Annotated in this window: 22 protein-coding genes; 8 read left to right on the forward strand and 14 right to left on the reverse strand. The window is 58.7% G+C overall.

Annotated features, from left to right (window positions below; genetic code table 11):
- The first annotated feature begins 16 nt into the window (after window positions 1–16).
- Window positions 17–439, forward strand: coding sequence for a DUF4112 domain-containing protein (locus HNQ99_RS11255; protein ID WP_184475750.1), 423 nt, complete (start codon window positions 17–19; stop codon window positions 437–439).
- Window positions 440–442: 3 nt separating this feature from the next.
- On the opposite strand, the gene nadC is transcribed toward HNQ99_RS11255, so the two are convergent.
- The 4 genes from nadC to HNQ99_RS11275 all read right to left on the reverse strand — a co-directional run bounded on the left by nadC (window position 443) and on the right by HNQ99_RS11275 (window position 3,968).
- Window positions 443–1,288, reverse strand: a complete 846-nt coding sequence (gene nadC / locus HNQ99_RS11260) for a carboxylating nicotinate-nucleotide diphosphorylase (protein WP_184475751.1) — start codon at window positions 1,286–1,288, stop codon at window positions 443–445.
- A 54-nt stretch (window positions 1,289–1,342) separates the two neighbouring features.
- Complete coding sequence (gene nadA, locus HNQ99_RS11265) at window positions 1,343–2,353, reverse strand: quinolinate synthase NadA (RefSeq protein WP_184475752.1); 1,011 nt, start codon at window positions 2,351–2,353, stop codon at window positions 1,343–1,345.
- A gap of 48 nt (window positions 2,354–2,401) precedes the next feature.
- Entirely contained in the window at window positions 2,402–3,268 is an 867-nt protein-coding gene (locus tag HNQ99_RS11270; RefSeq protein WP_184475753.1) for an MBL fold metallo-hydrolase, read from the reverse strand.
- 535 nt (window positions 3,269–3,803) lie between these two features.
- Entirely contained in the window at window positions 3,804–3,968 is a 165-nt protein-coding gene (locus HNQ99_RS11275; RefSeq protein ID WP_184475754.1) for a hypothetical protein, read from the reverse strand.
- Window positions 3,969–4,562: 594 nt separating this feature from the next.
- Between HNQ99_RS11275 and HNQ99_RS11280 the strand changes: the two genes are divergently transcribed.
- Window positions 4,563–5,333, forward strand: a complete 771-nt coding sequence (locus HNQ99_RS11280) for a Crp/Fnr family transcriptional regulator (RefSeq protein ID WP_184475755.1) — start codon at window positions 4,563–4,565, stop codon at window positions 5,331–5,333.
- A gap of 33 nt (window positions 5,334–5,366) precedes the next feature.
- On the opposite strand, the gene dapD is transcribed toward HNQ99_RS11280, so the two are convergent.
- From dapD to HNQ99_RS11310, 6 genes are all read right to left on the reverse strand, one after another.
- The gene (gene dapD / locus HNQ99_RS11285) at window positions 5,367–6,206 is read right to left on the reverse strand and encodes a 2,3,4,5-tetrahydropyridine-2,6-dicarboxylate N-succinyltransferase (RefSeq protein ID WP_184475756.1); all 840 of its coding nucleotides are present in this window, start codon (window positions 6,204–6,206) and stop codon (window positions 5,367–5,369) included.
- Between the two features lie 8 nt (window positions 6,207–6,214).
- Complete coding sequence (locus HNQ99_RS11290) at window positions 6,215–6,880, reverse strand: pyrimidine 5'-nucleotidase (RefSeq protein WP_184475757.1); 666 nt, start codon at window positions 6,878–6,880, stop codon at window positions 6,215–6,217.
- 95 nt (window positions 6,881–6,975) lie between these two features.
- A complete protein-coding gene (locus HNQ99_RS11295; protein WP_184475843.1) occupies window positions 6,976–7,503 on the reverse strand; it encodes a tetratricopeptide repeat protein in 528 nt (175 codons plus the stop codon).
- 50 nt (window positions 7,504–7,553) lie between these two features.
- Complete coding sequence (locus HNQ99_RS11300; RefSeq protein ID WP_184475758.1) at window positions 7,554–8,738, reverse strand: RsmB/NOP family class I SAM-dependent RNA methyltransferase; 1,185 nt, start codon at window positions 8,736–8,738, stop codon at window positions 7,554–7,556.
- A gap of 152 nt (window positions 8,739–8,890) precedes the next feature.
- Window positions 8,891–10,348 (reverse strand): IMP dehydrogenase, encoded by a 1,458-nt coding sequence (guaB, locus tag HNQ99_RS11305; RefSeq protein WP_184475759.1) that lies wholly within the window; start codon window positions 10,346–10,348, stop codon window positions 8,891–8,893.
- 169 nt (window positions 10,349–10,517) lie between these two features.
- Window positions 10,518–11,339, reverse strand: coding sequence for an HpcH/HpaI aldolase/citrate lyase family protein (locus HNQ99_RS11310; RefSeq protein WP_184475844.1), 822 nt, complete (start codon window positions 11,337–11,339; stop codon window positions 10,518–10,520).
- Window positions 11,340–11,420: 81 nt separating this feature from the next.
- Between HNQ99_RS11310 and HNQ99_RS11315 the strand changes: the two genes are divergently transcribed.
- Window positions 11,421–12,404 carry an SPFH domain-containing protein gene (locus HNQ99_RS11315; protein ID WP_184475760.1) on the forward strand — a complete coding sequence of 328 codons (984 nt, stop codon included), beginning with the start codon at window positions 11,421–11,423 and terminating at the stop codon, window positions 12,402–12,404.
- Window positions 12,405–12,409: 5 nt separating this feature from the next.
- A complete protein-coding gene (locus HNQ99_RS11320; RefSeq protein WP_184475761.1) occupies window positions 12,410–12,862 on the forward strand; it encodes an NfeD family protein in 453 nt (150 codons plus the stop codon).
- Window positions 12,863–12,967: 105 nt separating this feature from the next.
- Here HNQ99_RS11320 and HNQ99_RS11325 read toward each other — a convergent pair whose 3' ends face one another.
- Window positions 12,968–13,819 carry a D-amino-acid transaminase gene (locus tag HNQ99_RS11325; RefSeq protein WP_184475762.1) on the reverse strand — a complete coding sequence of 284 codons (852 nt, stop codon included), beginning with the start codon at window positions 13,817–13,819 and terminating at the stop codon, window positions 12,968–12,970.
- Entirely contained in the window at window positions 13,816–15,336 is a 1,521-nt protein-coding gene (glpD, locus tag HNQ99_RS11330; protein WP_322790362.1) for a glycerol-3-phosphate dehydrogenase, read from the reverse strand. The genes HNQ99_RS11325 and glpD overlap by 4 nt, the downstream gene beginning before the upstream one ends.
- Before the next feature lie 16 nt (window positions 15,337–15,352).
- Between glpD and rnr the strand changes: the two genes are divergently transcribed.
- Both rnr and HNQ99_RS11340 read left to right on the forward strand, forming a co-directional pair.
- Window positions 15,353–17,674 (forward strand): ribonuclease R, encoded by a 2,322-nt coding sequence (gene rnr, locus HNQ99_RS11335; RefSeq protein ID WP_184475763.1) that lies wholly within the window; start codon window positions 15,353–15,355, stop codon window positions 17,672–17,674.
- 95 nt (window positions 17,675–17,769) lie between these two features.
- Window positions 17,770–19,422 (forward strand): acyl-CoA dehydrogenase family protein, encoded by a 1,653-nt coding sequence (locus HNQ99_RS11340; RefSeq protein ID WP_184475764.1) that lies wholly within the window; start codon window positions 17,770–17,772, stop codon window positions 19,420–19,422.
- Window positions 19,423–19,424: 2 nt separating this feature from the next.
- Here HNQ99_RS11340 and HNQ99_RS11345 read toward each other — a convergent pair whose 3' ends face one another.
- On the reverse strand, window positions 19,425–20,714 hold the full coding sequence (locus HNQ99_RS11345) for an AmpG family muropeptide MFS transporter (protein WP_407692317.1): 1,290 nt from the start codon (window positions 20,712–20,714) through the stop codon (window positions 19,425–19,427).
- Window positions 20,715–20,814: 100 nt separating this feature from the next.
- Window positions 20,815–21,234 (reverse strand): response regulator, encoded by a 420-nt coding sequence (locus HNQ99_RS11350; protein WP_184475766.1) that lies wholly within the window; start codon window positions 21,232–21,234, stop codon window positions 20,815–20,817.
- A gap of 170 nt (window positions 21,235–21,404) precedes the next feature.
- Here HNQ99_RS11350 and HNQ99_RS11355 point away from each other — a divergent pair, with 170 nt between their 5' ends.
- Window positions 21,405–22,202, forward strand: coding sequence for a pseudouridine synthase (locus HNQ99_RS11355; RefSeq protein WP_184475846.1), 798 nt, complete (start codon window positions 21,405–21,407; stop codon window positions 22,200–22,202).
- Window positions 22,203–22,381: 179 nt separating this feature from the next.
- Window positions 22,382–23,845: an amidophosphoribosyltransferase gene (gene purF / locus HNQ99_RS11360; protein ID WP_184475767.1), complete on the forward strand. Its 1,464-nt coding sequence runs from the start codon at window positions 22,382–22,384 to the stop codon at window positions 23,843–23,845.

Below are 23,845 nucleotides of genomic sequence, written 5' to 3' on the forward strand. Positions count from 1 at the left end.
GCTGAAGGAGCATAGGATGCGTATTTCCCAGGAACAGTTGGACGAACTCACCCGGCGAATGCCAGGCTTGGGTCGAGACCCGGCTTCGATCAGGTCCCGTATCGAGGCGATGGAAGCCCTGCTAGAGGGCGTATTCACCATTCCAGGTACGCGACGCCGGGTCGGCCTGGACAGCATCATCGGCCTTGTTCCGGTGGTCGGCGATATAGCGACGGCAGCGATGGGCGCGTGGATTATTTGGGAGGCCCGCAATCTGGGCATGTCGAAATTTCAGCTTGCGCGCATGGCCGCGAATGTAGGCGTCGATACTGCATTGGGGGCGATACCGTTCGTCGGGGATGCATTCGATCTGTTTTTCAAATCAAACAGCAAGAACCTTCGCATCATCAAACGGCACCTGGACAAGCACCACCCCGGCGGGGTCATTATTGAGGCGTAATGCTCAGAGGGCGGTAAAGTCCAAGCCGATGTCAGCAGCAGGAGCCGACTGGGTCAAGCGGCCCACGCTGACAAAGGTGACCCCGGTACGGGCAATGTCCTCAATCGTATCCAGCCGGACTCCGCCCGAGGCTTCGGTCGGCACCCGGCCAGCGACGAGCGTCACGGCCTGACGAAGCATGGCGGGACCCATATTGTCTAGCAACAAGTGAGTAGCGCCCGCCGAAAGGGCGGGTTCGATCTGGTCCGTCCGATCGACCTCCACGATGATCCTTTCAATTCCCGCTGCAATCGCCCGGCGCACTGCCTCCTCAACTGATCCGGCCACCGCCACATGATTATCCTTGATCATCGCTGCATCCCACAGTCCCAGACGATGATTGGTCGCTCCGCCCATTCGCGTGGCATATTTTTCCAGCATGCGCAGGCCGGGTATGGTTTTACGTGTATCCAGCAGCGTGGCTCCTGTCGCCGCGATCCGGTCCACATATTGCCGCGTCATGGTAGCGATACCGGTCAGGTGTTGAACGGTGTTCAGAGCCGACCGTTCTGCCGTCAGCATCGCCCTCGCCTTGCCTTTCAGTCGCATCAGCTCTGTGCCGGCAGCAACGCTGTCACCGTCCGCGGCCAGCAGTTCAATCTCTACGTCCGGATCAAGCGCGCGGAAAAAGGCTTCGGCGATGGAAAGTCCAGCAACCGTAACGGCGTTCCGGCTATCCATGACACCAGTGAAGATCGCTTCGGCCGGGATGACCGCTGCTGATGTGATGTCGCCCTTGTCGCCCAGATCCTCAGCCAGAGTGGATTGAACAAAAGCCGCCAGGTCGAACCTGTCGAGGGTGAGGGTCATTCTCTTTCCCCTTATGCGTCGTTTTCCAAAGAGAGAGCGACGTCCGATTACAAATTATGCGCCGCCTGCCATTGGCCTGCCGACATCGCCCTGGCCGACCGTGCTTGCCGCCATCTCCAGCATGCGATCGAGGCTCTTCTTCGCGGCGAGACGCAATCCCTCCTCCATCTCGATCCGAGGCTGGAGATCGCGCAGCGCAAGGTATAGCTTCTCCAGCGTATTGAGCGCCATATAGGGGCAGATGTTGCAGTTGCAGTTCCCGTCCGCCCCCGGAGCTCCGATGAAAGTCTTGTGGGGCATCGCCTTTTCCATCTGGTGGATGATGTGCGGTTCGGTTGCTACGATCAGGGTGTCGCCCGGAATTTGGCTCGCAAAAGCAAGAATGCCGCTGGTCGATCCAACATAATCGGCATGATCCACGATATGCGCGGGGCATTCGGGATGAGCGGCAATCGGCGCGGTGGGATATTGCGCTTTCAGCTTCAAAAGTTCGGTCTCGCTGAACGCCTCATGCACGATACAGACGCCCGGCCAAAGCAGCATGTCGCGTCCCATTTTGCGGGACAAATAGCCGCCCAAATGCCGGTCGGGACCGAAGATGATCTTCTGTTCCTTCGGTATTTGCGCCAAAATCTTTTCGGCGGAGGAACTGGTGACGATGATATCGGAAAGCGCCTTCACCTCGGCGGAGCAGTTTATGTAGCTGAGTGCGATATGGTCCGGATGGGCCTCCCGGAAGGCCTTGAACTTATCGGGTGGACAGGAATCCTCAAGACTGCAGCCGGCGTCCATGTCAGGCAGTATTACTGTCTTTTCAGGCGAAAGGATTTTCGCCGTTTCCGCCATGAAACGAACACCGCAAAACGCGATCACGTCAGCATTGGTCGCCTGCGCCTTGCGGGAAAGATCAAGGCTGTCTCCCACGAAATCGGCCAGATCCTGAATTTCCGGCTTCTGATAATAATGCGCCAGAATGACGGCGTTCCGCTCCTTGCGCAGCCGGTCGATCTCGGCGAGCAGGTCGAGCCCCGCCAGGCTGCCGCCCATTCCGCCACGTGCGTCCATCTTTTCCTCCGAATGCATTTTCAACGCCGATATAGGATTTCAGTGCGATTATGCAGCAATTTTCCACTGATCTTTTTCACTGATCACCAGATGTCGTGCCTGCAAGTCCAACAGGTGGGCCAGCACCGAACGCCCCGCCGCGCCGTGAAGGCGTCGATCGACGCCTTTGTACATTTTTTCCACTATTTCCACGATGGACGCAGCTTCATGGTTGCGCAAATGCCGCAGAATCTGCCCTTCGCGGTGCTTGCGATGGCCCATCATCGAGCGAACCCAGCGCTGCGGATGATTTACAGGCTCGCCATGAGCCGGATAATAGATCGCATCGTCACGGCCCAGTAGCTTTTGCATGCTCGCCATATAAGCCGCCATGTCGCCATCGGGGGGAGAAATGACACTGGTCGACCAGCCCATCACGTGGTCGCCGGTAAATAATGCCTTTTCCTCCAGCAAAGCGAAGCAGAGATGGTTGGAGGTATGGCCCGGCGTGCCCACGGCCTGAAGGGTCCATCCTGTCCCTTCGATACACTCACCATCCAGCAGTACCCTGTGAGGGGCATAGTCGCTGTCGAAGGCCGCATCAGCACGCGGGCCGTCATCTTCAATGGCAAGCGGCGCACAGCCGATGACGCCAGCGCCTGTAGCTTCTGCCAGAGGACGGCTGGCAGGACTGTGATCCCTATGGGTGTGGGTGGTCATGATGGCACGGACCGGACGTCCCGCTATCACCCGCAGCAGCGCCGCCAGATGGTCCGGATCTTCGGGCCCTGGATCAATGACCGCCAGATCGCTGGTCCCCACAATATAGCTTTGGGTTCCAGTATAGGTGAACGGGGAAGGATTGGGAGCAAGCACCCGCGCCACCAGTGGCGAAAGCTGCATCAGTTCGCCCGTCGGAAATTCTGTCAGGTCCATGCACTGTCATGTGCCACTTTCCCCGCAAGAAACAAGAGGCCTGGTGCCATACCGCTGTCGGTCGATTTGACAGAAGGAACATTTGGTTAATTTGACTTCACCACCGCCCCCGGCCGTAGTTCCCGCTTTTTTGTTGTTGGCACGGGCAGTGCATGTCCGAAGATGTCCCTGAGCGTTTCGCTTCAACGGGGGTCGGATGACAGCGATGCCTAGACCACATTGCCCCGGCCCCCACCCCGGACCCTCTCGCCTTGCTCGAAAGCCTGAAGTGACTTATCTCGCCCGGACGCAGGTCCTAAAGGGGCGAATGACCCGCACTCATCTCGTCAGGGACGAAGGCGCTACCTCGACGCACGCAATGCTGTTCAAGCTAGATGACTCGAGGGCTGATAAGTTTCGAGATTTCGATGGAAAGGCCATGTCCCCGACCATCAGGTCGAGGACGATGGCAGTCTGACACACGGCCTGCTGGGTCGCAGAAGCCGACACGCGCGTCCAACCTTAACTGTCACTAAACTTAAAGCGATAATGCCATTCAGGCGCCGATTACATAGACCCCGGCCTTGCGCGCGCGTCGGGCATATTCGCTTGCTAGCCGGATATGAAGCTGACGTGCTGCCTCGTCGACAGCTTGATGCGCCATGCGCCGCTCGCTACGGAGCCTTCGCGCGAAATATTCGATATCATTTTCACCGGGCATGCCCAACCTCACCTTCGATCCGCTTTTCGCCCTTAAAGCCGCCAAGCCTATCTGAGGGGAAAGACGTTTGTTGTAGGAAAATCCATTCGGTTAGGCTCCATTTCGATAGCGAGCCAATCACGAAAGCAGCGATATTACTGTCTAGATCGATCCGGCCCGCAATTTCGGCACCAACTCGCATCACTAATCGGGGCCACCCCAATTTTTGATGCTTGTTACGCTCCCAATCTTATAAAATATTAACAACCGCACCGCGTCCGTTTGCGGACCAGACAGTTTAGATCAGGATTATATCTCGCATTTCCTATTCACATATGCTATGTGTAGGAAATAACGGTGTTGACGACACAATATTGAAAATGATCCGAAACTTCAAACTGTTTTAGCGTACGCATTCGTACTCTCTCTCGCAACCGAAACAAAAATATGCGGACTGAAGCGTTACAGCGCGATTCCAGCTAACAGCTCCCATTTACGTACGAAAGCGTACTTTGTGTTGCGGCCCGACAATGTTTCTATAACGGGATGCTAAGTTTGTGTTTATTGAGGGACTTTCTTCCAGCCTGGCCCTTTGACCAAAAGGAATATTAGCCGATGTCCGGCGTCCCCAGCGACCTTTCGCAATCAAAGAACAGGCTTTTGGCTGGATTGTCACCCGATGACATGGATTTGATTCACCCGTTTCTGGAATGGCATGAACTTCCAGTTAGGACAGTCATAGAAGCACGGGATCAAGCCATAACTCGAATTCACTTCCTAGAGTCCGGCATTTTATCGATTGTCGCGACAGCAGCACCCGACCGGCAGGTTGAGGTCGGCATTATCGGTCGGGAGGGCATGTCCGGCATGCCCTGCATTTTGGGGGCGGGGGGCTCGACAAATACAGGCATCATACAACTCGCCGGATCATCGCTTAGCATCGATTGCGCGCACTTTCACTCCGTTACCGAAAAAAGCCCGGCCATGCGTAGGCGCTTCAGCAATTTTGTGCAGTCCTTCTTCATTCAAGTGTCGCAAACTGCACTGGCGACCGGCAAGGGCAATGTCGAGCAACGGCTGGCTAGATGGCTGGCTATGGCCCATGATCGAGGATACAACGATTCCCTGCCTCTGACGCACGAATTTCTAAGCACAATGCTGGGCGTAAGGAGGGCTGGCGTTACGGTCGCGTTGCATAATCTGGAGGGCGCAGGCCTGATCCGCGCAACACGCGGCATTGTGACCATTGTCGATCTGCCTGCTCTTATCGACTATGCCGATGGCCTTTATGGTATTGCCGAGCAGGAATATGAACGGCTGCTCGGCGCACCGCTGGCAAAGGCGTGGAATGCCCCGCAGGTCTTTAGCTTGTCCTCATTAGCCTAGCAGGTGTAGGTGATCCCTTCGTCCCACCGCAGATCAATCCCGCAACAGATCGTTGATTGCCGTTTTTGACCTGGTCTGCGCATCGACACGCTTTACGATGACGGCGCAGGAAAGGCTTGGACCCGGTGTACCGTCAGGTAACGGCTTGCCCGGCAGACTGCCTGGCACCACGACCGAATAGGGCGGCACATGTCCAACGAAGATCTCGCCCGTGTTGCGGTCGACGATTTTTGTGGTGGACGTGATGAACACACCCATCGACAGCACCGAACCGCGTCCGATGCGTACACCCTCCACAACCTCCGAACGTGCGCCGATAAAGCAATCGTCCTCGATAATCACAGGATCAGCCTGCAACGGCTCGAGCACGCCGCCTATACCAACGCCGCCGGACAAGTGTACATTTTTTCCGATTTGCGCGCAGCTACCGACCGTAACCCAAGTATCAACCATGGTGCCTTCATCGACGAAGGCGCCAATGTTGACGAAGCTAGGCATCAGCACGACATTTCGGGCGACATGCGAACCATGGCGCGCAATCGCGCCCGGCACCGCGCGAAAGCCGGCTGCACGGAACTGGGCTTCCCCCCAACCCTGAAACTTTGATGGGACCTTATCCCACCAAAAGGAGCCGCCGGGTCCGCCAGGGATCAAGCCATTGTCGTTCAGCCGAAACGAAAGCAGCACCGCTTTCTTCAGCCACTGATTGACTTTCCAGCCCTCCCCCGCGGGTTCGGCCACACGCGCCGTGCCATGGTCCAAAAGGTTCAGCGCTTCGGCCACCGCTTCGCGTTCCGCACCCTCCGTGGAAAAGTTCAGCTCGACACGGTTTTCCCACGCAGCTTCGATGGTGGAGATCAGCGTTTCGTTCATATTCGTCCTCAGTTCTTCAGAATATCCGCCAGGAACGGCGCGAGATGATGGGTTTCATAATCGATAAAGTCCGGATGGGCATCCATATGCCCCGCTTCCGACCCGTTATTCACCCAAACGGTGGTCATGCCGATGGCCTTGGCCGGTTTTAGATTACGGGCCATGTCCTCAAAGAAAAGGCTGGCGCCAGGATCAAGATCGTAACGCTCGCATAAATCCCGGTAGCCAGACGGGTCTGGCTTGGGCACATATTGACAGGCGTGAATGTCGTGGATGAACTCGAATGCATCGCCGATCTCAAGTTTTTTCAACACTCTCTGTGCATATAGCGCGTCGCCATTGGTGAAGATCAACCGGCGTCCAGGCAACGCCCGGATATACGTGTTCAACTCGGCATCGGATGAAATGCGGTCGAGCGAAATGTCATGGACATATTCCAGGAACTCCGTGGGATCAGTGCCATGGTGGCGCATGAGCCCGGACAGGGTCGTCCCATGCTCCATGAAATACTGCTTTTGCACCCGCTTTGCCTCATGAGCATCGCAACCCAGCAAACCCTGGATGAATTCGCCCATTTTGATGTCAATCAGCCCGAATAGATCCGCTTTTGCCGGATAAAGCGTATTATCCAGGTCGAAAATCCAATTATCGATGTGCGTTAGGGCGGGAAGCATGGCGCCTGCCTAAACACGGCATGATGGGAGGGCAAGATGGCCAGTTCTATTTCTTGCGTCACCCCAATAAGGGCCCACATTGGATATTATTCAGGTCAGGGTTTTTCCGCCACGGGTATGGATACGGCGGACTGGGGTGGAGCGACATTCTTGGCGGTAAGCTGCGGCGCGGCCCCGCCCTTTTCGATGGCCGCCGCCAGTTGCCCGATTTCGCCGCAGCTGGCCCTGCAAATATTTTTCATTCTGGCAAGATTTTCCTTCGCCTTTTCAATCGCACCCTTGTCCACCATCGCCTCGCCCTGCCCGGCGAGTGCGTCCAGGTCGGTGGGATCAAGCAGCAACGCTTCGCGATAGAAACGGATCGATTTTCCGGTCAGTCCCTGTACCCGTGCGACTTCGCCAAGTGCGGAAAAAGCCTTGCGATTCCGGGGATCGATGGCCAGCGCTGTTTCATAGGCATCGTTGGCGCCCTGAAGGTTTCCCGCCTTTTGCGCCGCTTCGCCCTTTTCAAGCCAGGCCACCGAAAGGGGTTCAATCTGCGCGTCCGGCTTCTGCCCAATTCCCGCACTCGAAACCGTTGCCAATGCAAGAGCCAAGGCAATGGAAGCAGGGGTAAAGCGCATAATCTTCTCCAGCAGCGTTTCGGCCTCGACCGGAACTGGTTGCCTACCTATTAACACGACTTCTTCATCCGTGTGAAGAAAAAGCCGTCGGTCCCATCATGCCGAGGGGTAAGCAACATCCCCGCACCCCAGCGCCGTGCGGGAATGTGCGCGGGAAGTTCCACCGTCCAACCGTGATTCCGCTGCAGGAACGCATCCACTTGATCGCGCCCTTCCCGGTCAAGTAAGGAACATACCGCATAGACCATGGTTCCGCCCCTTGTTACGAGACCGGCTCCACTATCCATGATCCTGGCCTGCTCTGCAACCAGCCGTTCCAGCCGGGCGGCAGTAAGCCGCCAGCGCGCTTCGGGATTGCGCCGCCAGGTTCCCGTCCCGGAGCAGGGCGCGTCCACCAAGACGCAGTCTGCGGCTTCCGCCAGATAGGCAAGCTGGCGCTGCTCATGGCCCTGATCAAGTAATAGCGTTTCGATCATGGTTGCCCCGGCCCTCTTTGCCCGAGGCTCCAACCGTGCCAGCCTGCTCCGAACCGTGTCGGCGGCGATAAGCTTTCCCTCATTGCCCATATGCGCCGCCAAAGCGAGCGTCTTACCGCCCGCACCCGCGCAAAGATCAATCACGGTTTGTCCCGCCTGCGCGCTACACAAGCGCGCAATCAGTTGGCTGCCCTCGTCCTGCACCTCTATCTTGCCCTCCAGCCAAAGGGCGTGTTGCTCGACCGGGGCGCCTTCAGGGAGGCGAATGCAATCCGGGGAAAGCGGCGTGACGGTGCCGTCCGGCAGTTGCGGCAGTACCTCTTCCCGCTTGGCTTTCAATAGGTTAACGCGGATGTCCAACGGAGCCCGCTCAAGAAGCGCAGCCTGCTCTGCCTCATCCGCCAAAGCTGAGAACAGCGGCTGCAGCCATGAAGGCGCGGCTCCCGCGGAGGCGACCGGCTCATCGCTGGAAAGGGGCTGCGGGCCATGGGGCGATCCGTCGAATCTTGCCGCAAGCTCCGAATCGTTTGACGCGAGCCCCAGCATCGCCGCGCGTCCGCTCTCCGGTCGATCAGCAGTCCGGCGGACGGCCGCGTACACCAAATCGCGCACTGCTTTCCGGTCCTTAGAACCTGCATATCGGCGCGTTTTGAAATAGCGCATGATCAGCGTATCCGCGGCTGGACCACCATCGCGAGCGGAAAGGATAATTTCATCGAGAAGCTCGATTGCGGCCTGTACGCGCGCCGACGGGGTCATTTCAGCGCATCCCCTTTGTTTGTGCCAAGTCTATTGCTTCGCAGCGAGTATCACCCCGTTCTTCCCGAGCAAAGTCGAACGGCGCCGTGTTACCTGTCTCGACTTCACTCGACACGAACGGAAAGTGGATCAGATTATCCGCACGTTTCCCCTTACCGCGTCGGGTAATTGGGAGCCTCGCGAGTGATAGTGACGTCATGAACATGACTCTCGCTCAGCCCCGCGTTGGTGATCCGCACGAAGCGAGCGCGCTTCTGCAGTTCCTCTATGGTGCGTGCGCCCGTATAGCCCATTGCGGCGCGGACACCTCCGACAAGTTGGTGGATCACGTCCTTGGCCGGGCCTTTGTAGGGCACTTGCCCCTCTATGCCTTCCGGGACCAGTTTCATCTGGTCCTTGATATCCTGCTGAAAATAACGGTCGGCCGATCCGCGCGCCATTGCGCCAACACTGCCCATCCCGCGATAACTTTTATAGGCGCGTCCTTGATAGAGGAACGTCTCGCCGGGTGCTTCGGCCGTTCCGGCCAACAAAGAGCCGATCATTACCGCTCCCGCACCGGCTGCAAGCGCCTTGGCAACATCTCCCGAGGTGCGGATACCGCCGTCGGCAATGACCGGAATACCGAATTTGGCCGCTTCCTCTGCCGATTCCAATATGGCCGTAAGCTGCGGCACTCCTACCCCGGCGACGACCCGCGTGGTGCAAATGGAGCCTGGCCCAATGCCGATCTTCACGCCATCGGCACCCGCGTCAATCAGCGCGCGGGTGGCTTCGGCAGTCGCTACATTGCCCGCGATCACCTGCACGCTGTTGGAAATTTTCTTGATCCGTTCAACCGCCTGGGGAACCATGCTGCTGTGCCCGTGCGCTGTATCGACAATAATCAAGTCGCATTCAGCGTCGATCAGCGCTTCAGTCCGTTCCAGGCCCTTGTCACCCACGGTTGTTGCCGCCGCCACACGCAACCGACCCGAGGCATCCTTTGTCGCCTGTGGGTAAGTCACGGCCTTTTCGATATCCTTGACGGTGATGAGACCGATGCAATGATAGTCGCCGTCGACCACTAGCAGCTTTTCAATCCGCCGCTGATGCAGAAGTCGGCGAGCCTCCTCCTGTGTGACACCAGGCGTCACGGTCGCCAGATTGTCTTTCGTCATCAATTCGCGAACTGGCTGAGCGGAATTTTCAGCAAAGCGCACATCGCGGTGCGTCAGGATGCCTACCAGCTTACCACTATTTTCCACCACCGGAATGCCGGAGATCTTGTGGCGCTCCATCAACGCCTGTGCATCAGCAAGCGTCTGATCGGGAGCGATGGTGATGGGGTTGACGACCATGCCGGATTCAAAGCGCTTGACCGCCCGAATGGCGTCCGCCTGTTCCTCGATCGACAAGTTCCGGTGGAGCACCCCAAGACCGCCAAGCTGGGCCATCACAATCGCCATGTCGGCTTCTGTCACCGTGTCCATGGCGGACGAAAGGATCGGAATATTCAGTCCGATCGATTTGGTCACATAGGTCCGGGTATCGGCCTGACTCGGTAAGACGTCCGACTCCCCCGGCTGCAGGAGTACGTCGTCAAATGTAAGGCCAAGGCGGATATCCATGGATTGCGCCACTTTCTTTCGCGGGAGGATTCGTGGCGGTCCATGTAACCATTCCGGCCGAAGGGCGCTAGTGCGGCCGTCGGGTTATTTTGCGGTAGCGGAAGGTAGAGGCCCAGCTTCTGCTGTTCTGCGCTCATGCATTCACTCGGAGACAGAGCGCCCTTTTTCTTTACCGCCTCATGCCGGACGCTTCCGCACGCGCAATCAGCGCCCTTGCGGCGGTAACGTGCATTGCCTCGATCATGCGGCCTTCAAACCGCTCCGCCCCGCCGCTTGCAGCCGCGATCAGGCGATAGGCGTCCTCTACCGCCGGCAAGGACGGTCCAAAGAGGGTGTTTGCCGGTGTGATCTGGCTGGGATGGATCAATGTCTTACCGTCAAAACCATATTCATGGCCTTCGCGGCATTCGGCGATGAAGCCGTCGGCATCGTCCAGACGGTTATAGACCCCGTCGAACACAGCCTTGCCAGACAAGCGGGCCGCCATCACGATCAATTGCAGTGCCGTCGTCAATCCGCCACGGCCTACGCCTTCTGGAATATGCATATCGGTGCGCAAGTCGTTCGTCCCGACAAACAAGCCCGCCGTACCAGCTGCGGCCGCTATGGCGTTGGCTTCGACCAGGCCTTTCACCGATTCGACCATCGCAATGACCGGCCGGCCGCACTCACGATAGACACGCTCGGCCTGTGCAGCGCTCTCCACCTTGGGAAGCACCAGATAGTCAGCGGCTGAACCGGAAAAGGCCGCGACATCCTCTTGATGCCAGCGTGTGCCAGCCATGTTAAGCCGCACTGCAATCAACTTGTTGCCGAACCCCTCGGCAATTGCCGTCACCGCCGCACGCCGCGCTTCGGCCTTCAATGGGTCTGGAACGGCGTCCTCCAGGTCCAGTATCACCATGTCGCATGATAAGCTACGCGCCTTTTCAATCGCCCGGGCGTTCGATGCCGGAACAAAGAGTAGGGAACGCGCATATTCCAGTTTCATAGGAGGCATTTGTCCGATTCCGCTTTGCTGCCAGCCGTTTAGCCGCCATACTCCCGGTCATCTATAGGGGGGAGAGTTAGTATGGGCGTGGCTGTTGCCTTTTTCATTGTCTTGCTGGTTTTCATCTATCTCGCCGCCAGTATCAAGATCGTTCGACAAGGCTATCATTACACCATAGAATATTTCGGCCGCTTCACGACCGTAGCGCAACCGGGGTTCAACTTCTTCCCGGCCTTCTTCTATCAGGTTGGGCGCAAGGTGAATATGATGGAGCAGGTCATCGACGTGCCCAGTCAAGAAATCATCACCCGCGACAATGCCATGGTGGCCGTCGATGCCGTGGTCTTCTTTCAGGTGCTGGATGCCGCCAAGGCGGCTTATGAGGTATCAGAATTGCACGTCGCCATCCTGAACCTCGCTACCACGAACCTTCGCACCGTGATGGGCTCGATGGACCTAGATGAAACATTATCAAAGCGCGACGAGATCAATGCGCGGCTGCTGCATGTCGTAGACGATGCAACCAGTCCCTGGGGCCTCAAGATCACTCGCGTCGAAGTGAAGGACATTCGTCCGCCTCAGGACATTATCAATTCGATGGCCCGGCAGATGAAGGCGGAGCGCGAAAAGCGCGCCAATGTGCTTGAAGCTGAAGGGCTTCGCGCGGCGGAGATCCTCCGGGCAGAAGGCGCCAAGCAATCTCAGATTCTGGAGGCCGAGGGGCGGCGCGAAGCGGCCTTCCGGGATGCCGAGGGCCGTGAGCGCGCCGCCGAGGCGGAGGCAAAGGCGACGCAAGTGGTCTCGGACGCCATCGCCAGCGGCAACACGCAGGCGATCAACTATTTCATCGCGCAGAAATATGTCGAGGCGGTGGCCCAGTTCGCCGTTTCTCCCAATGCCAAAACCATCCTCTTTCCCGTGGAGGCCACGCAGCTTATCGGCACATTGGGCGGCATTGGTGAAATTGCCAAGGAGGCGCTGGGCAATGGATCGGCCGGTACGCCCTCTGCACCGCCAACCGCGCCTGCGCCACGGCGGCGGGGTCCGTTCGAACCGGCGGAGTAAGCGAGATGGAGTGGCTTAACCAGTTGCAACTCGATGCCCAATGGTGGTGGCTGATCCTGGCCGTACTGCTAGGAATCGGGGAAATATTGAGCCCCGGCGTCTTCCTCATATGGGTTGCAGCTGCGGCGGCGTTTACCGGTTTGGTCACGCTCCTGACTGGTGTGCCAACGGCGGCGCAGTTGCTGATTTTCGCGCTGACCTCGCTCGTTTCGGCATGGTTTGGAAGGCGCTGGTATCTTGGCAATCCCGTGATGTCCTCCGATCCGCTGCTGAACGACCGCGCCGCCAGATTGATAGGGCGCACAGTCACTATCGCCGAACCCATCGTGCATGGGCGCGGCAGGGTGAAAGTAGGCGACAGCGTCTGGCCAGCGACAGGACCGGACCTGCCCGAAGGAGCGGTGGCGCTAGTTACCGGCTTCCAAGATGGCGTTCTGGTGGTGAAAACATCAGAATAGGGCTCAGCGAAAAATTTAAGGCCGCTTGCGCAAGATCGGAGGCTCACCGAGGCATGTTGGCCTGGACAGACGTGTCTCGACTTCGCCCCGACACAAACGGATACTCTAGCCGTCGCCCACTGAAGCCAAAGCCATTGCGATGTAGATTTCGCGCAATCGTCTCGCAATCGGACCCGGCGTGCCAGTACCCAGCTTCCGTCCGTCGATCTCCACCACCGCCAGGACGAAATTGGACGCGCTGGTGATGAAAGCCTCACACGCGTCTGCTGCCTCTTCCACAGAGAAGGGTCGTTCTTCCACAACGAGTCCCGCCTCCTCAGCCAGCGCCAGGACAGACTGTCGCGTGCAACCCGGCAATATGTCCGTGGAATTGGGCCGAGTCACCAGCACGCCTTCTGCCTTGACGATAAACGCGGTTGATGAGGCGCCTTCCGTAACGAACCCATCCTGCACCAACCAGGCCTCCTGACATCCGGCCTCCGCCGCCGCCTGCTTGGCGAGTACCTGGGCCAGCAATGCAATGCTCTTGATATCTCGTCGCGCCCAGCGCAGATCGGGAACAGTCTTCACCTTTATGCCAATCCCGGCAGCCGGGGCATTAAGGATATCCTTGCGCTGGGTAAACACCACCAAGGTGGGTTCAACTGCTGCGGGAAAGGGAAAATCTCGCTCGGCTACCCCGCGCGTCACCTGCAGATAGACAAGACCGCTCGAGAGCGCATTGCGTTCCACCGCCTCGGCCACGATCCCGGCGATACCAAGGGGCAGTGGCAGTGCTATCTCCCTCGCCGACCGTTCCAGCCGTGCAATGTGGGACGCGCTGTCCGTCAGCCGGCCTTCCAGTACGGCCCAAACTTCGTAAATTCCATCGGCAAACAGAAAACCCCGATCAAGAACCGAAACCCGCGCTTGGTCCAGCGGCACCCATTCTCCACTCACATAAGCAATGCGGTTCAACTGAAATTCTCCCCCCACCAAAGCTCAAATTCACGCTGTTCATTATCGGTCATGTGAAGGCCCAGTTTGCTTCGACGCCAAAGACAATCCTCAGCGGTTTTCGCCCATTCGCAATCCCGCATCCAGCGCGCCTCTATTTCGGTAAAGCCAGCGCCGAAATTCCGGCCCATATCGATTTCTTCGCGCACCTGCCCCAGCATTTCGTGCAGCAGCGTGCCATAGGCGCGGGACATTCTTAGCGACCGGTCAGTGCCCAGGAACGGCCAGAAAGTTCGCACGTGCGACAGGAACTCATCAAAATTCGCGATTGCTCCGCCTGGAAAGACAAGCGCCCGGCTGCTCCTGTAAAACTGCCAGCCGGCTGGCTCTGCGAGCAGCGCCAGCGCCTCTTCGGCCAAGCGCCGCCCCGTTGTGATCTTGCCGCCGAAAATTGACAGCAACAGGGGTCCAGACTCGTCCAGTTCCAATACATAGTCCCTCGTCACCATATGAGCGTCGGTCGTGCCATCGTCATAAAGCGGGCGCACTCCAGCATAGGCGTGCACTACATTTCCAGGTGAGATGGATTGAGAAAAATAGCGGTTCACAGAGTCGCAAAGATACTGAATTTCCTGGGGGGAGGGCGCCTCCGCTTCCGCTGATTGAACACTGATTTCCGTTGTGCCGATCAATGTAAAACGCTGCTCAAAGGGGATGGCGAAGACGATCCGCCGGTCGGGCTGTTGCAGGACATAGGCATGGTCGCCCTCATCTATTCGCGGCACGACGATATGACTGCCTTTCACCAGCCGCACATGAGCAGTGCTTTGCTTGCCCAGAAGGGTCAGCGTTTCATTTACCCAGGGGCCGGTTGCGTTCACCAGCACCTTTGCCCGAACCTCCCCGGCTTGGGTGAGTACGGCCCGCCACACATCCTTGTCGCGCCGTGCTGAAATGAGTTCGGTCCTCGTGCGGATTTCCGCCCCATGCTGCGCCGCATCCAAGGCGTTTAGCAGCGTCAGGCGGCTGTCGTCGGTCACGCAGTCGGTATAGACAAACCCGCCAAATGGCCGCTTTAATGGGGCCTGCAGCCGCCTATCCGATTGCCGCAGGCTGCACGAACGGGGCAAACGGCTTTTGCCTCCCAGGAAATCATAAATTCGCAAGCCTAGCCGAAGCATCCATTTCGGCCGTACTGACAAAGCATATGGCAGCACGAAACGCATCGGCCGGATTACATGGGGCGCGGCCTCAAGCAAGCGCCTTCGTTCATGCAGCGCCTCTCGGACCAAACCGAAATCGCCATGTTCCAAATAGCGCAGACCACCATGGATCAGCTTGGTCGAGGCTGATGAAGTGCCGCAAGCGAGGTCGCCACGCTCCACCAGCAGTACGGAAAGGCCATTGATCGCCGCTTCCCGTGCGAGCGCCGCCCCGTTTATGCCGCCCCCGATGATAAGCAAGTCATGGACCATCAACGCCTTATGCCACGTCTGAAACGAAAATGCACCGGCATCACTGGCGTCGGGCCATGTCAATCCCTATAGCTCTCCCATGCCACGCCCGAAAAAATCACAGCCCCTTGGCCTCCCCTCGCGGGAGCAAGTGATGGACTTCATCAGCTCTTCCGACCAGCCGGCAGGCAAGCGGGAAATCGCCCGAGCCTTCGGTCTCCATGGCGCGGACAAGATTGCGCTGAAGGCGTTGCTCAAGGACATGACGGATGAAGGTCTGATCGACAGCGCTCCAGGGCGAGCCTTTCACAAGATGGGGGGCGTGCCGAAGGTCACGGTTTTGCGCATCGTGGATATTGATGGCCGCGATCCCATCGCCGTACCCGAACGCTGGGAAGCCGATGGCAAGCCCCCGCCACGTCTCCGCGTCGTCGAACGCAGCCGCCGCAGCGCTCTGGGGGTTGGGGATCGTATCCTCGCCCGTACAGAGGAAAAGGGGAATGGCTGGCTTGCCCATCCCATGAAGAAGCTCGCCCGGTCGGCGGAGTTGCTGATGGGCGTGGTCGACAAGGACCCCGAGGACAGGCTTTGGCTCCGCTCGATCGACAAAAAGGCCCGCCACGACATTCGCATCAGCGATGCGGGCGAAGCTCAGCCGGGCGATCTTGTGTTAGCGGAGCCGTCCGGCCGCCCACCGCGGGTCAACGCCCGCGTCACCGATATTCTGGGCGATCCTTTTGCGCCCAAAAGCTTCAGTTTGATCGCCATTCACAAGTTCGGCATCCCCTTCGAATTCCCCGAAGAGGTGGAGGGAGAGGCGGAAAAGGTCGCGAGCCTTCCGCTCCATCCGGACACGCGCGAGGACCTGCGCCACCTTCCGATCGTTGCGATCGACCCGGTAGACGCTCGTGATTTTGACGACGCCGTCTGGGCTGCCCCCGATGAGAGCGAAGCCAATGCCGGGGGATATAAGGCCATCGTCGCCATTGCGGATGTCTCTTACTATGTCCGCCCAGGCAGCCTCCTGGACAAGCAGGCCAGGAAGCGGGGCAACAGCGTCTATTTCCCGGATCGCGTAGTCCCGATGCTGCCCCACAGCCTGTCCTCCGATATGTGTTCGCTCAAGGCTGGGCAGGACCGCGCGGCGCTGGCCTGCCATCTGACAATCGACAAGACTGGGAAGGTAAAGGATTGGCGCTTCACCCGCGCGCTCATCCGGGTCGCCCACAACATCCCTTATGAACAGGCGCAGGCCGCTATCGATGCCGCGACGCACGGGCAAGGGCATCATCTGGAAGCGGACGGCGTCGATCTGGTGGAAGAGGCGCTAAAGCCACTTTGGGCGTGCTGGAACCTGCTCGCCAAAGCGCGAGACAAGCGGGAGCCGCTGGATCTGGACCTTCCCGAAAGGCGGGTGGTGCTGGATGAGGACGGCCGCATATTGAGCGTTGCAGTTCGCGAGCGGCTCGACGCCCACCGCCTTATCGAGGATTATATGATCGCCGCCAACGTTGCGGCTGCAAAAGCGCTTGAGGCGAAGAAGTCGCCCGTCATGTACCGCATCCACGAGCCGCCTTCGCGCGAAAAGCTGGCGGCGCTCAAGGAATATCTTGGCACCTTCGACATCGAATTTGCCATGGGACAAGTGATCAAACCCGCCACCTTCAACCGCCTGCTGGAACGTGTGGGCGATGTAGCGCACCGCCCGCAAATCATGGAGCAGATCCTCCGCACGCAGACCCAGGCCTATTATGGTCCGCGCAATGCCGGCCATTTCGGACTGGCGCTCGGCAGTTACGGTCATTTCACCTCGCCGATCCGCCGCTATGCCGACCTTCTGGTGCATCGTGCTCTGGTCGGCAGCTATGACCTTGAACTTCCAAAGCCCAAAGACACGGCGATCCCGCCAGCGACCATATTAAGTCGCGAAGATACCGAGGATATGAGCCGAATAGGCGAACTCATCAGCCAATATGAACGGCGTGCGATGGAGGCCGAACGTGAAACAGTGGACCGCTATGTCGCCGCCTACCTTGCGGAAAAAACCGGAGAGATCGTCGACGCCCGCATCACTGGCGTTCAGAATTTCGGCTTTTTCGCCACTGTGGAGGGGCTTGGCGGCGATGGTCTTGTTCCCGTCTCCACCCTGGGCGCCGAACGTTTCAACTTCGACGAAGCGGGCCGCGCGCTTGAAGGAGAGGAAAGCGGCGACCGCTATGAGCTGGGCCAGCGCCTGAAGCTGCGCCTGGTCGAAGCCAACCCGATCAGCGGAGCGCTCCGCTTCGAACTGCTTGAAGGCGTCAACCACCTTCCCTTGTCAGGCCGTGGCAAACGACCCCCCGGCCGCCCCCGCCCGATCAAACAGCGCGGCCGGCCAGCGAACATCCGGCATCAGAGTAAGCCAAGGGGAAAGCGGCGGTAAAGGGATGGCGAGATCGGGCCCGCAGAGGAGATGAATGGCAATCCTGCTTAATTCGCGCTAAACTCGGTCCAGGCAAAATAGCCGCAGGTGCCGTCATGCCCCCATTCGCGCCGACGAGCCAACTCGCCACGCACGAAGTCACCAATCAGCCACCCCCCTTTGCCAGCCGTAACCTGTACACCGGCGATACGGCTTTGCGGGAAGCTGTCCTGCGTGAAGCCGGAGAGTGGATCGACGCACCGCTGATCCAGCTTGGTGAACTCGCCGGTTCCGACCATGTGCTGAACCTTGGGATCGAGGCTAATCGTTATCCACCAGAACTTGCGAGCCATGACCCCCAGGGGCGCCGCATCGATGAGGTGCGGTTCCATACCGCCTATCATGATCTGATGGAGCTCGCGATGGAGCACCGCATCCATGACATCGCCTGGATGCACAAGGGCAATGGCGGGCACGTCGCCCACGCCGCCATGCTTGCCGTCTTTACCCAGGCGGAAGCGGGCGTCATGTGCCCTATCAACATGACCTATGCGTCGGTCCCAGCGCTGCGCAAGGAACCTGACCTCACGGGCCCCTGGCTCAAAAGACTGATCGGCGGCCAATATGATCCTCAACTGAGGCCTATCGCCGGCAAGAGTGGCATCACCATTGGCATGGCGATGACTGAAAAGCAGGGTGGCAGTGACGTGCGTGCCAACAGCACTCGCGCCTTTCGCCTGGGTGATAGCGAGCGCGCCTGGAGACTCGTCGGCCATAAATGGTTCTGCTCAGCACCGATGAGCGATGCGTTCCTGACTCTCGCATATACTGACAGAGGCCTCTCCTGCTTTCTTGTTCCCCGCGTCACCCCCGATGAAAGGCGCAACGGTATCCACTTGCTGCGCCTCAAGGACAAGATCGGCAACCGTTCCAATGCGTCTGCGGAGATCGAATATCATGATGCCTTCGCGCTGCTGATCGGAGAAGAAGGAGGAGGCATCGGCGTCATCATCGACATGGTGCACCATACCCGCCTTGGCACCATCGCCAACACATTGGGACTGATGCGAATGGCGCTGGCCCAAGCTGTGCACCATGTTCAGCACCGCGCGGCTTTTGGCATGCGGCTGATCGAACAGCCTGTCATGCGCGCCGTTATTGCCGATCTCGCATTGGAATATGAGGCGGCTGCCACGCTCATCATGCGAGTAGCCAGCGCCTTCGACGGGACCGATGCGCCCGACCGCGCTTTTGCCCGGCTAGCCGTCGCCGTCGCCAAATATTGGCTCACGAAGCGCTGTCCGAATTTCGTCTACGAATGCATGGAATGCTTGGGGGGCGTGGGATATATCGAGGACAATCCCCTGCCTCGCCTGTATCGGGAAGCCCCCGTGAACGCCATCTGGGAGGGCTCCGGGAACGTCATCGCCCTTGATATTTTGCGAACGCTGCGCCGCGAACCGGACGCGCTTTCGAGATATTCGGAGGAAGTGAATCGGGCCAATGGCGGCAATGCCTGTCTGGACCGCGCGGCTCGATCACTGATGCAGCATATCCGCGCAGGGAAGTTCGATGAGAGCGGCGCGCGGACCATTGCCGAACGACTTGCTCTCGTTCTTCAAGGAGCCCTCCTTACCCAGCATGCCCCGGCCAAGATCGCCGATCCATTTTGCGAAACCCGCCTTGGCCATGGTGGTGGCCGCAGCTTCGGGACCCTGCCTGCATCAGCGGATATCAATGCAATTCTGGAACGACAGCTGGTTGAGTAAAGCTATGCTCCACCGCCATTTTCCTTTCCCGCGCTTCCTACGGAACTGTCTATCAGTCCGGCCCGCATCATCAGCCAGAACAGGATGATTCCGGGAAAGGCGGCCAAGGTTGTCAGTAGATAGAAATTGACATAACCAAATGCCTCGATCAACGAGCCTGCGGTCGTGCCGGTCAGGAAACGCCCAACTATGCTCGCCGCCGCGGAGATCAAAGCATATTGGGCCGCTGTAAAACGCAGGTCACAAAGCGCCGAGAAGTAAGCGACCACCGTCACACCGCCCACGCCGCTCGCGAAATTTTCAAATCCTATCGCGCCAGCCATGCCCCAATTGCTGTGACCTGCCGCCGCGAGAGCCGCGAAACTGAAATTGGACACCGCCATCAGCACCAGGCTGAATAGCACCGAGCGCTTCATGCCCAGCCGGGAGTAGAGGATGCCGCCGACGAATATGCCGATCAGATAGGCCCAAAAGCCAAGCCCGACATCGTAGATCGCGATTTCGTCATTACTGTAACCCATATCATTGAACAGCAACCGAAAGGTGAGGTTCGCCAGCGTATCCCCGATCTTGTGCAGCAGGATGAAGAGCAGGACCAGATAAGCTCCACGCCGCTTGAAGAACTCCGTCAGCGGCCCTACGATGGATTGCCATATTTCGCCCGCACCCCGCCGGCCGCCAGGTTCGCGATGACGCGCCGGCTCCCCCATGGCCAAGCCCGTCAGCATGGCCGGAAGGGCGAACATGGCGCAGGCAAGATAGGCCCCCTCCCATCCCACACGCGCAGCGAGTACCAGCGCCAACCCTCCAGCGGCAACGGATCCGATGCGCCAGCCATATTGCGACATGCCGGAACCCACGCCCAACTGGTGCGGCTTCAGCAATTCGATCCGATAGGCGTCGATAACAATGTCGAATGTCGCGCCGGCAAGACCCACCAACACCGCGGCATAGGCGGTCTTGAGCAAACTTGCCTCCGGATTGACCAATGCGAGATTGGCCACTGCGCCGATCACAAACAGCCCCGCCAGGATCAGCCATGAGACGCGCTGTCCCAAACGCCCCAGCACCGGAATGTGGACGCCGTCGACGACCCACGCCCAAAGCCATTTCAGATTATACACCAGGAAAGCGAGCGAAAAGGCCGTCACCGCCTTCTTGTCGATGCCGTCTTGAGCCAGACGGGTCGTCAATGTCGCGCCGATCATCGCATAGGGAAAGCCCGATGAAATGCCCAGGAAAAAGGCGGCAATCGGAGCAGATTCGGTATAAGGCCGCAACCCTTCCGGCATCGCCGCGCGCCAACCTCTCGCTTCCTCCACTACCTCCATTCACCGAGCCCCTTCCCTACAAGTCACGGGCAAACCTATAGGAAATTCCGGCTTTGACCAGTCAGAACAGCATCAATGCCTGGGGCAGTCGTGCGGGACTTCCTCCCGCCATGATAGCGTCAATGGCCTCGATCGCAGCCAGCAACTCCTTGGGAGCATAGGGCTTTACAAGGCAGCCAACCGCCAAATGCCTTGCCTCAGTAGGGCAATTGGCCGTCACGAACAATACTGAGACATTTCGGTCACGGGCCAGTTGCGCAACATCCACGCCGGTTCTCCTGCCACGCAAACGAACGTCTGCGAGGACAAGGTCGATATCCGCGCTCCGGATGACCAGTTCGGCATGGGCATAGCTGTCCACGGTGTCCACGACTTGATAACCAGCCTGAGCCAGTAAGTGCTCATTGTCGAACGCGACAAGCGGCTCATCCTCTACGATCAAAATCTTGGTGATGATCCGGTCGTCATGTCCGAAAAGCATTGCCGTCCTCGTCCCTTTCCGCCATCAGTCGCGGCGGGTTGCCCGGCCTCATTTGGTGCGGCCACAAGTCGTAAACGCACAAGACCCGCGGGAGGTCGCCGGGATTCCGCGTGGAAAAGGAAATTTTCTTGTCTCAGAAAAAGGACGCCCCACGCCGCAAGCCCGGCTCTATGGACAGGCGCGGTCCCGGGCGACCGCGCAGGCCGGGGACGGTGCCGCATGTCCGTCCCGCGGTTACTCACTCCGACAAGGGCGAACATCGCATAGCCAAATTGCTGGCGAGGGCCGGCATTGCATCTCGCCGCGAAATTGAGCGGATGATTTCGGAAGGGCGTATCGCACGCGATGGCGAAGTGATCGACACTCCAGCAACGCTTTTGAAGTCGCTCCACGGCATCACAGTCGACGGCAATCCGGTCAGCGAGCCAGCGCCAGCCCGCCTGTTCCGTTATCACAAGCCCACAGGCCTGCTCACCACCGAGCGCGACCCGAAGGGTCGGCTCACAATCTATGACAAGCTGCCTGCCGATTTGCCCCGGGTGATGCCGGTCGGGCGATTGGACCTTAATACCGAGGGGCTGCTGCTTCTCACCACCGATGGCGGCCTGAAGCGCCAGATGGAGTTGCCTTCGGTCGGGGTGGAACGCACCTATCGGGCCCGTGCCTATGGTACAGTCAGCCAGGCACAGCTTGAAGACCTTATCGAGGGCATTGAGATCGACGGCATTCGCTACGGCAAGATCGACGCCAATCTGGAGCGGCGGACTGGTCGCAACCAATGGATCGAAATGACTCTTACCGAAGGGAAAAACCGCGAGGTTCGCCGCGTTCTGGAGCATCTGGGCCTCGAAGTCAGCCGTCTTATCCGTACGCGCTATGGTCCGTTCGTCCTTGGCGATCTGCCCGCAGGTGGCGTGGACGAAGTACGGCAGCACGACTTGGTGGTCTTCAGGAAAGCACTGAAATAAAAGGATCATAAGGGGCAGTTCGAGAACGGGGAAACCCGGCTATCCCGGCAAAATGAAATCTTCCCACCTGCCAAGCAGCTTTTTTGCTACAATAGGGCGACAAACGCCTTGCTTCTCTCTATATGCGCGGCAGGACGCGGCAAGGGCCGCTGATGCTGCGGCAATCGGGTTTGCGATACATGCTTACGACCAATCCTTTCGATGACGACAAACTGCGCGAGGAATGCGGAGTTTTCGGGATCAGCGGCGCTGACACGGCGGCCGCCATCGTTGCGCTGGGCCTTCATGCCCTGCAGCATCGCGGGCAGGAAGCAGCCGGAATCACCAGTTGGGACGGCACGGAATTTCACACGCATCGGGCAATGGGCCATGTCGCGGGAAATTTCGATCGGGACGATATCATCCGCAGTTTGCCGGGCGGCGTTGCCTGCGGCCATGTGCGCTACTCGACATCAGGGGAAACTGCCCTCCGCAACGTTCAACCACTTTATGCAGAGCTTTCGTCTGGCGGCTTTGCGGTAGCCCATAATGGCAACATCTCAAATGCCATGAAACTTCGCCGCGAGCTCATTCGTCGCGGTTCAATCTTCCAGTCGACGTCCGATACCGAAGTCATCATTCATCTGGTCGCCACCTCGACCTATCGTACACTGCTCGACAAGTTCATTGATGCGCTGAAACAGGTCGAGGGTGCTTACTCCCTCATCGTGATGACGCCCGAAGGAATGATTGCCTGCCGCGATCCGCTGGGCATTCGTCCGCTGGTGATGGGCAAGCTCGGCGATGCGACGATCTTTGCTTCTGAAACGGTCGCCCTGGACGTTGTTGGCGCGGATTATGTACGCAGCATTGAACCGGGCGAGCTGGTCATCGTGCCAAATAAGGGCGAGGCCCGCTCCATACGCCCCTTCGGCGATCATCACGCCCGTCCCTGCATTTTCGAGCATGTTTATTTTTCGCGGCCAGATTCGATTGTGGACGGCTCGTCAGTCTATTCGGTGCGCAAGTCCATCGGCGCCCAGTTGGCGATCGAAAACCCGGTTGAAGCGGATTATGTGATTCCGGTGCCCGACAGCGGCGTTCCTGCTGCCATCGGCTACGCCCAGCAATCGGGCATTCCATTTGAACTCGGCATTATTCGATCCCACTATGTCGGCCGCACCTTCATCCAGCCCGGCGACAAAGTTCGTCATCTTGGCGTCAAGCTGAAGCACAACGCCAATCGCGCCCTCATCGACGGCAAGCGCATAGTGCTCATCGACGATTCCATCGTGCGCGGCACCACTTCGCTGAAGATCGTGCAAATGATGCGCGAAGCCGGCGCAAGCGAGGTGCATATGCGTATCGCCAGCCCGCCCACCCGGCACAGCTGTTTCTATGGCGTCGATACGCCCGAACGCGCCAAGCTGCTTGCCCATAAGCTGGATGTGAACGGCATGCGCGACTTCATTCACGCAGACAGTCTTTCCTTCCTTTCCATTGACGGTCTCTACAAGGCGCTTGGTGAGGCCAAGCGCGCCGACATCCGTCCGCAATATTGCGATGCCTGCTTCACGGGGGATTATCCAACCACGCTTACCGACCAGGATGAAGCGCAGGTGACGGATCAATTCTCGCTGCTGCAGGAACGGGTGGTTTCCTAG

This window comes from Rhizorhapis suberifaciens, assembly GCF_014200045.1.
Classification (GTDB): Bacteria; Pseudomonadota; Alphaproteobacteria; order Sphingomonadales; family Sphingomonadaceae; genus Rhizorhapis; species Rhizorhapis suberifaciens.